This is a genomic window from Duganella sp. Root198D2, assembly GCF_001428585.1.
GTDB lineage: Bacteria > Pseudomonadota > Gammaproteobacteria > Burkholderiales > Burkholderiaceae_D > Rugamonas.
In genome coordinates, this window is the sequence record NZ_LMIC01000004.1 from 89,986 (window position 1) to 103,517 (window position 13,532).

Genomic DNA, 13,532 nt, shown 5'->3' on the forward strand with positions numbered 1-13,532 from the left:
ATGCGGATTGTGACGAACACCCGGCCCACCGGGACGAATGCCCAAATGCGGCTGATATACTGCCGCGCCATGGACCGACTACTTTCAATGCCGCCTTGGCTGCGCGCTTTGCTGGCCAACTTCGCGCTGTGGACGCTGGTATGCGCGCTGGCCGGCATCACCACCTACAGCGACCGCATCGACAGCGGCGACACGCGCAGCTATTGGCTGATGACAGCCGGCTGGTGGTTCGGCTACTCGGTGATGATGGTGCAAAGCTATTTGCTGTACATGTTCTACCGCCTCCGTCCCGCATGGCTCGCCAGCATGCGGCGCGTCGGCATGGGCTACCTCACCTTCCTTGCAGTTTGCTGGCCGACCGCAATGCTTGGACTGGCCTTGCGCCGTTGCCTCAAATTCGACCTCCCTCCGACCCTTGGCAATGCGTGGAACTATGTGCTCACCATGGATAAACTCGAGTGGTTCGTCGAATACGTGCTGCTGACGATGGCCTTTGGCGTTGTCGTGGCGATCCTCCTTTGGCGCCAGCGGCGCCAGCAAGACCGGCAACTGGCCCAGGCCCTGCTATCGCTTGAGCGCCAGCGGCTCGCCGCGCTGCGCGGCCAACTCGAACCGCACTTCATTTTCAACACGCTGAGCGCGATCGGCGCCATGGTACGCATGGACGACAAGGCGCTCGCGCTGGACGGCTTGTCCCGCCTCGGCGACTTGCTGGAATACGCTTTGCTCAGCAGCGAATACGATTGGGTGGAAGCCGCCAAGGAACTTGAATTCGTCAGCAATTACCTGGACCTGCAGCGCCTGCGCTTTGGCGAACGACTGCAGGTACGCATCGAGGGCGCGCATTTGCTCGATGACGGCGTCGACTGCCCGCCGATGCTGCTGCAGCCACTGGTCGAGAATGCCTTGCGCCACGATCTTGAATGCCATGAAGGCGCCAGCGATATCGAAGTGGCTTTCGTTCGGCATGGGGAGCACCTCAAAATGCTGGTTTCGAACCCGGCCAGCCTGCAGCCCGCACCTTCCGCTGGCCTGGGAATCGGCTTGCGCGGCATTCGGGCACGCCTTCAACTGGCCTACGGTGACGCGGCCTCCCTGGCCACCAGGCATGTCGGCAACCGCTTCGTGGCGGAGCTGTCACTTCCCTGGAGCTGTCGCCAATGAAAGCACTCATCGTAGATGATGAGGCCCACGCCCGCACCAACCTCCGGCTTGCCCTGTTCACTTTGGGATGGGAAGTTGCTGGGGAATGCGCCGGTGCGGCGGCCGCACGATCCTTCCTTGGATCAGGCAGTGCGGACATTGTGCTGCTCGACGTGCAAATGCCCGTGGAGTCGGGACTGGATTTCGCACTTGAACTAAGCCGCCTTGAATCGCCGCCGTTAATCGTATTTGTAACTGCCCACCGGGGTCACGCACTGGAAGCATTCGACGTCCACGCCCTCGACTACATCGTCAAACCGGTTGACGAACGCCGGCTGCAGCAAGCGCTCGAGCGCGCCGGCAGGCTGGTCGACCAGCGCGCCGCATATACGCGAGCCCTGCGCGGCTTTGTCGATCCATTGCCCGGCTACTGGACCGAGCTGGCCGTGCGCTCAGTTGGCAGGATAGACCGCGTCAACCTGTCGGACGTGCTATGGATTGAGTCTGCCGGAAACTATGTCGAACTGCACCTGCCGCAGCGCACCTTCCTGCATCGGAGTACCCTGTCGGAGCTGGAACGCTACCTGGACCCGGCGCAATTCCTTCGCATCCACCGCCGTATCCTCGTGCGTAGCAGCCAGATGCTGGCCATGCGCCAGCTCCAGGAAGGAAGCCACGAACTGACGCTGGCCGGCGGTGCGCAACTGCCGGTCAGCGAGCGTTATGCCGCGTCGGTGAAGACGCGCCTGGCGCGCCCTACTCCACCCAGCTGAAGCCATCGCGCGCCAGCAGTGCGAACGACTCGGATGGGCCCCAGGTCCCGGCCGCGTAAGGATTCGGCTTCTCGGCCAGTGCGCTCCAGCCATTGATGATCGGGTCAGCCCATTCCCAAGCCGCTTCCAGTTCGTCGCGGCGCATGAAGTGGGTCAGGCGGCCACGCACCACGTCGATCAGCAGGCGCTCATAGGCCTCGGCCCTGCGCTGGGAGAATGCCGACTGCAGGTCCAGGTTCAGCGCTACCTGCTGCATTTGCATGCCGCTGCCGGGCTGCTTGGCCATGAGCTGGAGCTTGATCGCCTCTTCCGGTTGCAGTTCGATCACCAGCCGGTTGGCCACGCCGCCCGGCGTTTCCGGGAACAACGGGAACGGTGGATTCGCGAACTCAATCACGATCTTGGACGACCGGCGCGCCATGCGCTTGCCGGTACGCAGGTAGAACGGCACTTTGGACCAGCGCCAGGTATCGACATAAGCGCGCATTGCCACGAAGGTCTCGGTACTGCTGCCTTCCGGTACATTGCGCTCCTCCAGGTAGCCAGGCACTTCCTGGTTGCCGCTCACGCCGCGCACGTATTGGCCGCGCACTGTGTCGCGCGCAATGGAGGCAAGGCTGAATCGGCGCAGCGAGCGCAGGACCTTGAGCTTCTCGTCGCGCACCGCATCCGGCGCCAACGAGGCCGGCGGTTCCATTGCGACGATGCACAGCAGCTGCAGCAAGTGGTTCTGCACCATGTCGCGCATGGCACCGGCGCTGTCGTAGAAACCGGCGCGGCTGCCCACGCCCACTTCTTCGGCCACCGTAATCTGCACGCTGGTGATGTTCGGCGCGCGCCACAGGGGCTCCAGGATCGAGTTACCAAAGCGCAGCACCATCAGGTTTTGCACGGTCTCCTTGCCCAGGTAGTGGTCGATACGGTAAATCTGCGATTCCTCGAAATGCCTGCCGACTGCTTCATTGATCTCCACCGCGGACGCCAGGTCGCGGCCGAGTGGTTTCTCGAGCACCACGCGCGCATTGCGGTCGACCAGCTTGGCTTCGGACAGTTTGTCGCAAATGGTGGTAAACAGCGACGGCGCGGTCGCCAGGTAGAACACGCGCTCCGCACCGGGGCGCGAGACTTTTGCCAGCGGCGCCATGCCGTCTTTTTCCACATCGATGCGCACGAACTCCAGCAGCTGCTGGAAACTGCGCCAGGCCTCATCCGTAAAGTTTTCGCCGCTGATAAAGGGGCGCGAATGCTCCTCGACGAAGGCCAGGTAAGCCGCGCGGTCATATTCCTGGCGGCCCGTGGAAATGATGCGTGTCCCAGGCGGCAGGTTGCCGTGCAGGTGCGCCATATACAGCGCCGGCAGCAGCTTGCGCATGGCGAGGTCACCGACCCCGCCGAAGATGATCATGTCGAGTGGCAGGCTGGAATCGAATTGGGGAGTAGAAGTCATATCGAGCTAAAGTTCAGTCACGGTAGCAAGTCGGAACGCTAATAATACCCAAACTCTCATTTTGCGGCAGAAACCGCAAAAATGGCCCGGTGACGCCACTACCCCAGCGGCGCTCAGTTTTCCTTGGCGACTTCCGGCATGGCCGAGGAATGATGATTCATGATCTTCCACTCACCATTGATCTTTTCATAGACGTAGGTATAACGCGCCCTTACCTTGGCCGGCTTGCCGTCCTTGACGATGTCGAAGGTGTACGCGCCACTATCAAGGGCAGTGTTCTCGTCCAGCACACGGATCTGGCGATAGTTGATCGTGCCTTTCGGCTTCAAGGCCAGGAAGTGGTCGAAATAGTCGCCAATCTCCGCCGGGGTCGCGCGAATCCTGTTGGACACGGTTGGCTGCAGGATGCCATTGGCCGCGTACAGTTTGACGACTTCGCTGGTCTTGCCTGTCGCAAGCGCCGCGTTCCACTTGTCGAACAAGCCCGCAATTTCCTTTTCAGCCGCCGTAGCGGGAACTGCCGCCACACCCTGATACGACGCAGCCGGTTCAGCGGCGTGCACGACCGGACCAGCGAGCAAGGCGGCAACAAACAGCATGGACTTCATATGGGTTTCCTTTTGATGATTGAAGAGAACCCAGTATGCAAGCCCCTGCGAAAACAAAAATCTGCCGGCCGGCGGTGACGGCCTATGCCGCCTGGCATATAATCGGCACGATAATCTTTTACAAACCTGCATGTGACGCCTCCATCAAATCCCCCCGCGGCCCTTGCCGACAATGCGCGCAACACGCGCCGCCAGTACCGCCTCGGCGAAAGCAGCGCGGCGCGATGGCGGCTTCTGACCGATGCGGCGGCGATCCTGGCCAGCGATGGTGCCCGTCCCAAAGCGCTGTCCAGCGTACTTGCCAAAGCGCTGGCATTCCTTTCCCTCGAAGACGGCGTGCTGCTGGAGACGCGGGACGACGGCCTGCATGTTTGCGCCGCCCAGGGTTCCGTATCCCCTGTTGGCGCACGCATCATGCCCAGGTACGCGCTGGCCGCCGCCACGCAGCACAACCAGCTGGCGCCCGTCATTGGGCATGGCGTAAGCAGTGCGCTGCGTATCAGCCGCGACCCGCAGGTTGGAATGGAGGTATTGGTGCCATTGCACTTTGATGGCAAGAACCGCGGCGTTCTCGGGCTACTCAGCGCGCCGCCCGCACCGCCACCGAATCCGGAAGACATAGCGACCCTGCAGGCCGCGGCCACGCTCCTTGCCGCGGCCATGGCAGCTTCCAGGCATACTGCGGCGCGGCCAGTACGGCCAGGCCTGGCGGAGATCAGCGAAGTGCTGACCCCGCGCGAGTTGCAGGTCTTCGCGCTGCTGCCGAGCGGCATGACCAATGCGGCAATGGGCGAACAATTGGGGATCGCGACCGGCACTGTCAAAGTCCACGTCGAACGCATCCTGCATAAACTGGCGCTGGGGGACCGGACCCAGGCCGCCGTGCGCGCGGCCGACTACGGATTTGGCGCATGACGATGCCTGACCGCAGGCAGCATCCGCGCCACTGGCCGTTGGCATGGAAAGGTAGCGTCGTCATCGCCGCCTCCACCGTCCTCCTGCTGGTGTCGGCGATCACCAGCTACCGGCTGGAGCGCAACACTGCCGTCGCGACGACGGACATGATGCGCACCATGCAGGCGCAAAGCGAGATCCAGCACCTGCATATGCTGGTCGCCGAAGCGGCAACCGGCGTGCGCGGCTATTTGCTGACCGGGCGCGATGATTTCCTGACGCCTTATCGCGCAGCGAACAAACAACTACCCGCAACCGTGGCCAACTTGCAGGCCACCGCGACCGACCCTGAGCAACGCGAACGCCTGCAGCGCGTACTGCCGCTGCTGCAGGCCAAGCTGGCCAGCCTCGACCAGTTGCGCGGGCAGCGTAATGCCAGCGAAGGCGAACTGCAGGAGCACCTGCTGCGCAGCAAGCAGATCCTCGACCAGCTGCGTGCCGAGATGTCCGCCATGAACCGGCGCGAGGCCGCCCTGGTGGCACAACGCACGGAAGAATTGCAGCAGGCGACGAACCGCAATCTCTGGACCACAATGGCCATCATTCCGGTCGGCCTGGCCGGTGCGCTGGCGACGCTGATATTCATCATCGGCCTGGTACGGCGGGTTCGCCTGGCGGCAGAGAATGCGGAACGCCTGACGCTCGACCTGCCTTTGGCGCCGGCTCCCGACAACACCGACGAACTGGGCCAACTGGCCGAAAGGCTGCACCAGGCCAGCTTGCTGCTGGCGGGCCGCGCTTCCGCAGCGCAGGCGGCCAGCGTGGCCAAGACGGAGTTCCTGGCGCGCACCAGCCACGAATTGCGCACCCCGCTGCACGCCATCCTCGGCTATGCGCAGTTGCTGGCAGCCGATTGCCGTGAACCGCGCGAGCGCGAACATGCGGCGCAGATCAGCAGCGCCGGCCAGCATTTGCTATCGCTGATCAACGAGGTACTCGACATCGGCAGCATCGAGGCCGGCAAACTGGCCCTGGAAAACGCTCCGGTCGCGCTGGCGCCCCTGGTGGCAGAGGCGCTGGCCCTGGTACAGCCGATGGCAGGCAAGCGCTCGGTCCAGCTGCGAGTCGGTCTCGCAACCAACTGCACCGTGCTGGCGGACCGTCAGCGCCTGTTGCAGGTATTGCTTAACGTGCTCTCCAACGCAGTCAAATACGGTGCGTCCGGCGGCACCGTCGGGATTGGCTGGCATATCGAGGACAACACCGTCATCATCGATATCGATGATGACGGTGCCGGCATTCCGCCGTCCCGCCGGCATCGACTGTTCGCGCCATTCGACCGGCTCGGTGCTGAACGCAGCCGCACCGAGGGGGCGGGCCTGGGACTCGCAGTGTCGAAAGCCTTGATGCAGGTGATGCGGGGCGATATCAACCACTCCGCCCGTTCCGGCGGGGGCTGCCGCTTCACCCTCACGCTGCCGGCCATGCTGGACGATGCGGCTGCCATGGTGAGCGTTCCAGGCGCCGCCACGCCACCAGCTGTACCCGCGAACGCGGCCACGCATCATGCGCTGCTCATCGAAGATGATGCGTCGACCCGCATCCTGGTCAGCACGCTCCTGCAACGGCGTCCACACTGGCGCCTGGCCGTCGCCGAAGATGCGGCCGGCGGCGCCGCACTGGCACATGAAACGCAGCCAGACTTGCTGCTGCTCGGAGCCGGTCTGTCCGATTCCTTCGTCTCAGCGGGCGGAGATGCGGCGGGCATCGCCCCGATATTGCTCGGCGCGGCGACAGGAACGGCTGGCGCGGGCTGGCAGCACCTGGCCAAGCCGCTCAAAGTACCGGACTTTTACGCCATGTTGGACAAGATCGAGCAATCGCCATGATGGAAAACGAAGTACTCGCCTCACGCATCCTGATCATCGATGACCAGCCGGCCAACCTGCGCCTGTTGGAAGACCTGCTTGCCGGCGAAGGACTGACGCAAGTGGTATGCACAACGGATGCCAAGATGGCGCTTGGCCTGTATAACGCCTTTGACCCCGACCTGGTTATCCTGGATTTGATGATGCCCGAGATCGATGGCTATGCGGTGCTGGAACAACTCAAGCGCCGTGGGAATCCCTTTGATTTTCGCCCGGTGCTGGTCATTACCGCCGACGCCACAAGCGAAGCCAAGCTGCGCGCCCTGTCCCTTGGCGCAAAGGACTTCCTGAGCAAACCATTCGACACGCTGGAAGCGATGCTGCGGGTCTGGAACCTGCTGGAGACCCGCGTGCTGTACAAACGCCTGCAAGCTTTGGCGCCGCAGGAAAGCCTGGCACCGCAAGGCTACCGCAGCCGGCGCGACTAAGGAAGGCGGCATGAGCAGAATAATGAAATTGGCGAGCGCATGCTCACTGCTCATCATTTCGCTCCCCGCCTGGGCAGGCGGCGTGATTTGCGAAGCTCCGTACTTTCGCCCCGGGGATGGCGGTCCAGATAGCGAACTGTGCGCGATTCAGGCAGCCGCAAAGCGATTCCTGGACCAGCAAAACATCAAGAACAAGACGGACTGGAAGCCACTCGGCCCCGACATCCGCATGATGTTTGACCCTTGCCTTGTTCCGTTGGGCGCAACCTGGGCAATGCATGAAGCCAGGAAGAGCGTCATGGTCAGTTGTGACCGAACCGTAGCCTCCGCCTACGAGCGCAAGTGGACGGTCGCGGTGGCAGTCTCCGGCGAAAGCGTGCAGCTCAATTACCACATTCACAAGGCAGCCGGCGCGTTCGTTCGCCGTGAGCAAACGCGAAGCAAGTTGAGGTGGAAGGCCGGATACCCATCTGATGAAACAATGGTACCGAAATGCGTCGTCCCCTTCGCCGTCGAATGGCGCGGCGGCCCCATGAACAGTGTCGATGTCATCTGCCGCAAAGCGATTCAGACCACATGGGGCAAAGGGAACTGGCGCGTCAGGGTACCTGTCGAACCGTCGCCAGCTCCGTAACACAGCCAGCGGACGCTTTTCAGCACAAGGCAGTGCTCGCCGGGCTAGGTCCGCGACCGCTTTCGACGATCCCCGTTGTTACGCTGAAATTCAGGGCCTGACATAACCCGCGATGCGACATCATCGGGGATGCCTCGATCCTTCATGTATTCAACGGCGGTTTCAATACTACCGTGGGTCGCGAGCATGATAGCCTTCTCCACCATGATCGCTTCACTAAACGAAGTTCGTCTGTCAATAGTGCCCATACGTCCCACCTCCATGTTCCGCAGCCTTCTGCTGCAATAGCCTAGTGATTTACAACCTACAGTTACTATCGATGCTTATTTGTAAATGTAGCGTAGAAATCTACTGTGGCGACGTTCGATAGAAGTGGTAACCCAGACGGGGGCTGGGCAAGACTGTAAGACGCCCATGCAGAAACCATTCAAAAATCGAAAAAGCCCCGATTTTCGTCGAGGCTTTTTCAGTGTTCTGGCGGATAGCAGTGGAATCATGTGCACAGAGAGGGCGGAAAATATGAATGCATGGGCAGCAAAAACAGTCGCCAGGAGCCAAAAAACCGGGGGGGCAACCGCATCCGCCAGCGAAAACTGGCGCCGCTCCATCGTCTGGTTGGCGGGCGGCCGTGCCTTCCCATCATCCAGTAATGCATTTAATGGCAGGCAGGCGCTTAGCAAGGTAATGGCGAAGATCAAGCAGGTATGACGCCAATCGATACGCCCACGCCCATGAAAATGCTCCATATATCGCTGCGGCAGAAAGCCCAAGGTCACTCTGTATAGCGGGTGCCATGACGCCGAATGCGTAGTAAAGAACGCCCCATGAAATCACCTGCGTCAGTCCCAAGGTAAGCACTGAGATAGCAGGTCTCTTCATCGCAATCCTTTAAGCGGCGCTCCGGCAGCATCCCGGCAGGAACATCGACCACACTTGCTCGATAAACGATGCGCGCGATGGATATTTGCTTCCTGCGTAAAGCCCGATCTTGCGTGGATGATTGTTAGCCGGGAGGTTCCGATACGTGCCAAACACCTGGTCCCAGATCACGAGCGAATGGCCAAAGTTGCTATTGCCCTCTCCAGCGCAGCTGGAGTGATGCCAACGGTGAATCTCACTGATACTAAATACGTAATTGAGCCACCCAGCTTGCAGCGGCAGGTTCGCGTGCTGCACCATGAGAACCGGCAGTGTCACCGAAAAGTACCCAAGGATCACCGCTTCCGGTGTTCCCAGCACCAGTAACGGCACAATGCCCATCATGTAATTCAGCGCGTAATTGAGCGGATGGAAGCGGAAGTTATTGAGCGTGTACATGCGCTCGCTCCCATGATGCAGGGCATGCAGCCACCACAACGCGGGACGCTCGTGGTGCAGGCGGTGCGACCAATAGCCGCCAAATTCCGCGATAAGCGCAGCCAGCAGCACTTGCAAGGCAAATGGCCAACTGGTTGGGAACAGGTCCAGCGCCTTTGCTGTGCCGCTGCCAGCCAACGCTGCCGTCACCGCGAGAGGCCCCAGCCACTTCAGCAATGGATCCACTGCTGCAAATAATACGGCGGCACTCGCAAGATCGGTCGCCACATCGTCCCGCGAACGAGACCATTCGGCACGGTAAGGCCATCGGCGCTCAGCCGCTACACCGACCAGCATGACCGCCACTGCGGGCAAGACGACAGCCAACTCCAGGTTGCCGCCACGTGTCAACGCAAACCAGAACGACGCAACGATGAGCACCAGGGAAAGCGGAAGGAATCCACGCATGAAAAGTGAACGCATGCTCTCCCCCTCAAGCACAGCAACCGGAAGACGCGGACCTGCGCGGTTTGCAGGCGTTAGACGTGGCGCAGCCGCTAGCGCCTTTCGCCTTCTCCTCGACATCAAGGGCGCAGCAAGCTTCACTGCCAGCGTGCGCCGGGCCACCGCAGCAGCCAGTGGCGTCGCCTGGGGTATCGGCGCATTGGGTATTGCATACGCCGGTTTCGGGCAGTTCCAGCTGGACGGCGTCAGCCGCCGCAAAATCGCCGGCCAGCGCAGCCACAACAGAACGGACCTGCTCGTAACCGGTCGCCATCAGGAAGTTCGGCGCACGACCGTAACTCTTTGCACCGACCGCGTAATAACCTGGTTCCGGATGCGCCAGCTCGCGGTGGCCGTGCGGGCGGACGGTACCGCAACTATGCTCGTTCGGGTCGATCAGAGGCGCCAGCGCATCGGTGCTTTCTAGCCAAGGGTCGTGCCGCACCCGCAGCTCGCGCGTCAAATCGAGGCTCGGGCGAGCTCCGGTCGCGGCAATGATGCGAGCGATTCCCTCAATGCGTCGTGCTCCACCATCAGCCCCGGTGGCATCCACCACGAAGGTACCGTCCCGCTCCTGCAATGCACTGATCCGGAAATCAGTATGAAGTTCGAGGCGGCCGGACTCCTTCAAGGTTTTGAGCCGCGCCCCCAGTTGGCCGCGCGCCGGCAGGCCATCCGCATCGCCGCCGCCAAAAACCTTGGCCAACCGGTTGCCGCGCATCGCCCAAACAATCTCCGTACCAGGCACCTCCTCGGCAAGCTGGGCCAGCGCCAGCAGACTGCCTGCAGCCGAATGTCCAGCGCCGACCACCAGCACACGGCGCCCCGCGTAGAGCGGCCGAGCTTCGCCGAGGACATCCGGCATGCCGTAATCGATGTGCGATGCCGCAGCATCTTCTCCGAGTGCGGGCAGCCCGTCGGCACCGAGTGGATTAGGCTGCGACCACGTACCGGTAGCGTCGATCACGGCAAGCACCTTATGGTCCTGCTCACCGGATGCACTTCGCGTCCTGACAACAAAGGGTGCCGTTTCGCGGCCGCGCGTCTTGACCTTGTCGAACCCGGCGCGGGTGACCTGAATGACACGGTGCGCATAGTGGACGTTTTGCACCAGTTCGGGCAGCGAGGCGAGAGGCTGCAGGTATGCATCAACCACTTCACCCGCAGTTGGGAGATGGTCATCGGCAGGCGCGGTCCAGCCGTGCGCTTCGAGCATCCGGCGTGCAGCCTTATCGATGTTGTACTGCCAGGGCGAAAACAGACGCACGTGGCGGTAGCTATTCAGGTTGGCGCCCGCCGATTCGCCGCGTTCGAACACCAGCGGCGTAAAACCACGCGCAAGCAGGTGCGCCGCCGCAGCCAGGCCTACCGGCCCTGCGCCGAGGACAGCCACCGGGAGTTGGCTATTGCCGATGCGCGCGACCATCACCGTGGCCGATGCCGGGCACGCACCCTGGAATTCGCGCGACGCTTTGAGTACGTCGGGCGCGTTGCTACGCCCAACTTGCTGAAATCCTCTTTTACTGAAAAATGCCGCCGCCGTTGTAGTCAACAGGTAAAGTGCTTCAACACCTTCAGCGCGCGCCTTTGACCGGATCGCATCGAGCAACCGGTCACCGCCTCCCTGCCCGCGCAACGCACGGGCGACGGCAACTGAACGCAGCAAGGCAACGCTGCCATAAAGCTCAAAGCCTGCGACGCACCTGATTTCGCTCCTGCTGGCGCCGACGACGAAGGAGTTCAAGTGTTCGCGGGCGCCTGCCAAAGGCAGTCCACATTCTTCCAGTAGTGTCTCGATGGCGGGCCAGTCCGCCTCAGTTGCACTACGAATTTCCAGGTTCAAGCTCATTCTTACCCTCCTTTGTTATTCGGCGAATTACGAATGAAGTCTTTCAAAAAAATGCCCTCAGAGGGCATTGATCAGCTGTTTAAGCTGCCCAATCCGTTCGGGATTGACGCAATAGCACACTCGTTGTGCGTCGGATGAGCCAAGAATCAGTCCCGCCTCCTTGAGAATGGTGACGTGCTGCGAGATGGTAGAGGGCGAAAGCGGCAGCACATCCGCGAGGTTACCGAAGTAGCACGCCCCGTACGACGCCAGGTAGCACAACAACTGGACGCGGGCGGGATGGGCCAGTGCTTTGCAAAGCTTGGCCACCTCGTCGGCATCTACTTTCGGCAATGCTCTATCCGAATTCTCTTCACAACAACTAATCATATCCATCTCATTCGTTCATCGACGAACAAAGAATAATTCGCATGTCATCAAGCTGTCAAGATAATTCGATATTCTTTGAAATGTCGTACAAAGATGCCATAATCGGCAAACCGAACAAAAGTCATAAGTCACACATTCATGAAAACCAAAACCGTCATCGCCGCCCTTGCCGCCTTGGCACAGGAATCCAGGCTCAACGCATTTCGACTGTTGGTCCAGACCGGACCGCAAGGCCTTGCCGCCAGCAAGATTGGCGAGCAGTTGGACATAGCGCCATCCTCGCTGTCCTTCCACCTGAAGGAGTTGAGCAACGCCGGGCTGATTGAAGCTCGCCAGGACGGCCGCTTCATCATCTACAGCGCCAACTTCGACACCATGAACGACGTGCTCTCCTTCCTGACTGAAAACTGCTGCGGCGGCGAAAGCTGCTCCCCATCATCCAAAAAATCCTGCAACCCATGAACGTCCTGATCCTCTGCACTGGTAATTCCTGCCGCTCCGTTCTCGGTGAAGCCACCTTTAACCACTTGGCGCCTGCTGGCTGGCACGCCATTAGTGCCGGCAGCAAGCCTGCTGGCTACGTTCACCCGCGCTCGCTCGCCTTGCTCAAGCGCGAAGGCATAGCCACTGAGGGCTACCACAGCAAATCCTGGGACAACCTGCCCGTGACGCCGGACATCGTCATCACGGTGTGCGGCAGCGCTGCAGGCGAGACCTGCCCTGCCTACCTCGGTCCAGTTTTGCGTGCCCACTGGGGCGTTGAAGACCCGGCCCACGCGACCGGTACGGATGAAGAAATTGATGCAGCATTCATGACCGCCTACCGCATCCTGCGCAAGCGCATCGAGACCTTCTTCTCGCTGCCGCTGGAGGAAATCAAGCATGACCGCGCACGCATGAAGGCGGAACTGGACCGCATTGGCGAGGTAGTGTGATGACGTTCTCCCGACGCATAGTCTCGGAGGCTCTTGGCACCGCCTTGCTGCTGGCCGTGGTCGTAGGTTCAGGCATCATGGCCGAACGCCTTGCCGGCGGCAATGTGGCCATTGCGCTGCTGGCCAACACGATCGCAACCGGCGCAGGCCTGGTCGCGCTGATCCTGATGTTCGGCACCGTCTCGGGCGCGCATTTCAATCCAGTGGTCACGCTGTCCGAAGCATGGCAGCGCAACGTACCAGCCCGCGAGGTCTTACCCTATCTTGTCGCGCAAGTCGCGGGCGCATTTGCCGGCGTCGCGGCTGCGCACGCCATGTTCAACGAACCCGCCTTCTTCGCCTCGGCGCATGTTCGCAGTGGTGTGGCCCAATGGTGGAGCGAGTTTGTGGCGACATTCGGCCTGATTGGCGTGATTATCGGTTGCTCGCGTAGCCGCCCATCAATCACGCCGTTCGCGGTAGCGGCCTACATCACTTCCGCTTACTGGTTCACTGCCTCGACCTCGTTCGCCAATCCGGCAGTTACTTTGGCACGCGCAGCGACGGACACCTTCGCCGGCATTCGCCCCATCGACGCGCCCGGATTCATCATCGCCCAATTGCTGGGCGCCGCGGCCGCAACTCTGCTTTTCACCTGGCTCTACCCTGCACCGCCCGCTGACGCCACTGTCGGCGGCACCGTCGCACCGAGCGCATTTGCCAACCAATCAGTAACGGACTAACG

15 protein-coding genes are annotated in these 13,532 nt (G+C 61.4%); 10 read left to right on the forward strand and 5 right to left on the reverse strand.

Annotated features, from left to right (window positions below; genetic code table 11):
- Positions 1–45: 45 nt before the first annotated feature.
- Positions 46–1,164 (forward strand): sensor histidine kinase, encoded by a 1,119-nt coding sequence (locus ASE26_RS06555; protein ID WP_162259161.1) that lies wholly within the window; start codon positions 46–48, stop codon positions 1,162–1,164.
- Complete coding sequence (locus tag ASE26_RS06560) at positions 1,161–1,916, forward strand: LytTR family DNA-binding domain-containing protein (protein WP_057245799.1); 756 nt, start codon at positions 1,161–1,163, stop codon at positions 1,914–1,916. The genes ASE26_RS06555 and ASE26_RS06560 overlap by 4 nt, the downstream gene beginning before the upstream one ends.
- Here ASE26_RS06560 and zwf read toward each other — a convergent pair.
- Positions 1,900–3,363, reverse strand: a complete 1,464-nt coding sequence (gene zwf, locus ASE26_RS06565) for a glucose-6-phosphate dehydrogenase (RefSeq protein WP_055934666.1) — start codon at positions 3,361–3,363, stop codon at positions 1,900–1,902. The genes ASE26_RS06560 and zwf overlap by 17 nt on opposite strands.
- A 113-nt stretch (positions 3,364–3,476) precedes the next feature.
- Complete coding sequence (locus ASE26_RS06570; RefSeq protein WP_057245801.1) at positions 3,477–3,971, reverse strand: SgcJ/EcaC family oxidoreductase; 495 nt, start codon at positions 3,969–3,971, stop codon at positions 3,477–3,479.
- 132 nt (positions 3,972–4,103) lie between these two features.
- Between ASE26_RS06570 and ASE26_RS06575 the strand changes: the two genes are divergently transcribed.
- The 5 genes from ASE26_RS06575 (at position 4,104) to ASE26_RS30480 (ending at position 8,563) form a co-directional block, all read left to right on the forward strand.
- Positions 4,104–4,886, forward strand: coding sequence for a response regulator transcription factor (locus ASE26_RS06575; protein ID WP_057245803.1), 783 nt, complete (start codon positions 4,104–4,106; stop codon positions 4,884–4,886).
- Positions 4,883–6,754 carry an ATP-binding protein gene (locus ASE26_RS06580; RefSeq protein ID WP_229208124.1) on the forward strand — a complete coding sequence of 624 codons (1,872 nt, stop codon included), beginning with the start codon at positions 4,883–4,885 and terminating at the stop codon, positions 6,752–6,754. Before ASE26_RS06575 ends, ASE26_RS06580 begins: the two co-directional genes overlap by 4 nt.
- A complete protein-coding gene (locus tag ASE26_RS06585) occupies positions 6,751–7,221 on the forward strand; it encodes a response regulator (protein ID WP_055934674.1) in 471 nt (156 codons plus the stop codon). The genes ASE26_RS06580 and ASE26_RS06585 overlap by 4 nt, the downstream gene beginning before the upstream one ends.
- A 22-nt stretch (positions 7,222–7,243) precedes the next feature.
- On the forward strand, positions 7,244–7,855 hold the full coding sequence (locus tag ASE26_RS06590; RefSeq protein WP_156409890.1) for a hypothetical protein: 612 nt from the start codon (positions 7,244–7,246) through the stop codon (positions 7,853–7,855).
- A 414-nt stretch (positions 7,856–8,269) separates the two neighbouring features.
- The gene (locus tag ASE26_RS30480) at positions 8,270–8,563 is read left to right on the forward strand and encodes a hypothetical protein (protein WP_156409891.1); all 294 of its coding nucleotides are present in this window, start codon (positions 8,270–8,272) and stop codon (positions 8,561–8,563) included.
- 180 nt (positions 8,564–8,743) lie between these two features.
- On the opposite strand, the gene ASE26_RS06600 is transcribed toward ASE26_RS30480, so the two are convergent.
- From ASE26_RS06600 to ASE26_RS06610, 3 genes are read right to left on the reverse strand one after another with little or no spacing between them, the layout of a single operon-like run.
- The gene (locus ASE26_RS06600) at positions 8,744–9,634 is read right to left on the reverse strand and encodes a sterol desaturase family protein (protein ID WP_162259162.1); all 891 of its coding nucleotides are present in this window, start codon (positions 9,632–9,634) and stop codon (positions 8,744–8,746) included.
- A 10-nt stretch (positions 9,635–9,644) separates the two neighbouring features.
- A complete protein-coding gene (arsN2, locus tag ASE26_RS06605) occupies positions 9,645–11,504 on the reverse strand; it encodes an arsenic resistance N-acetyltransferase ArsN2 (protein WP_082507481.1) in 1,860 nt (619 codons plus the stop codon).
- A 57-nt stretch (positions 11,505–11,561) separates the two neighbouring features.
- Positions 11,562–11,837, reverse strand: a complete 276-nt coding sequence (locus ASE26_RS06610; RefSeq protein WP_229207237.1) for a helix-turn-helix transcriptional regulator — start codon at positions 11,835–11,837, stop codon at positions 11,562–11,564.
- Between the two features lie 174 nt (positions 11,838–12,011).
- Here ASE26_RS06610 and ASE26_RS06615 point away from each other — a divergent pair, with 174 nt between their 5' ends.
- The 3 genes from ASE26_RS06615 to ASE26_RS06625 are packed head-to-tail and all read left to right on the forward strand — an operon-like array spanning position 12,012 to position 13,530.
- Entirely contained in the window at positions 12,012–12,335 is a 324-nt protein-coding gene (locus ASE26_RS06615; RefSeq protein WP_055934688.1) for a helix-turn-helix transcriptional regulator, read from the forward strand.
- The gene (locus ASE26_RS06620; RefSeq protein ID WP_055934690.1) at positions 12,332–12,808 is read left to right on the forward strand and encodes an arsenate reductase ArsC; all 477 of its coding nucleotides are present in this window, start codon (positions 12,332–12,334) and stop codon (positions 12,806–12,808) included. Before ASE26_RS06615 ends, ASE26_RS06620 begins: the two co-directional genes overlap by 4 nt.
- The gene (locus tag ASE26_RS06625; RefSeq protein ID WP_055934692.1) at positions 12,808–13,530 is read left to right on the forward strand and encodes an MIP/aquaporin family protein; all 723 of its coding nucleotides are present in this window, start codon (positions 12,808–12,810) and stop codon (positions 13,528–13,530) included. The genes ASE26_RS06620 and ASE26_RS06625 overlap by 1 nt, the downstream gene beginning before the upstream one ends.
- Positions 13,531–13,532 lie beyond the last annotated feature (2 nt).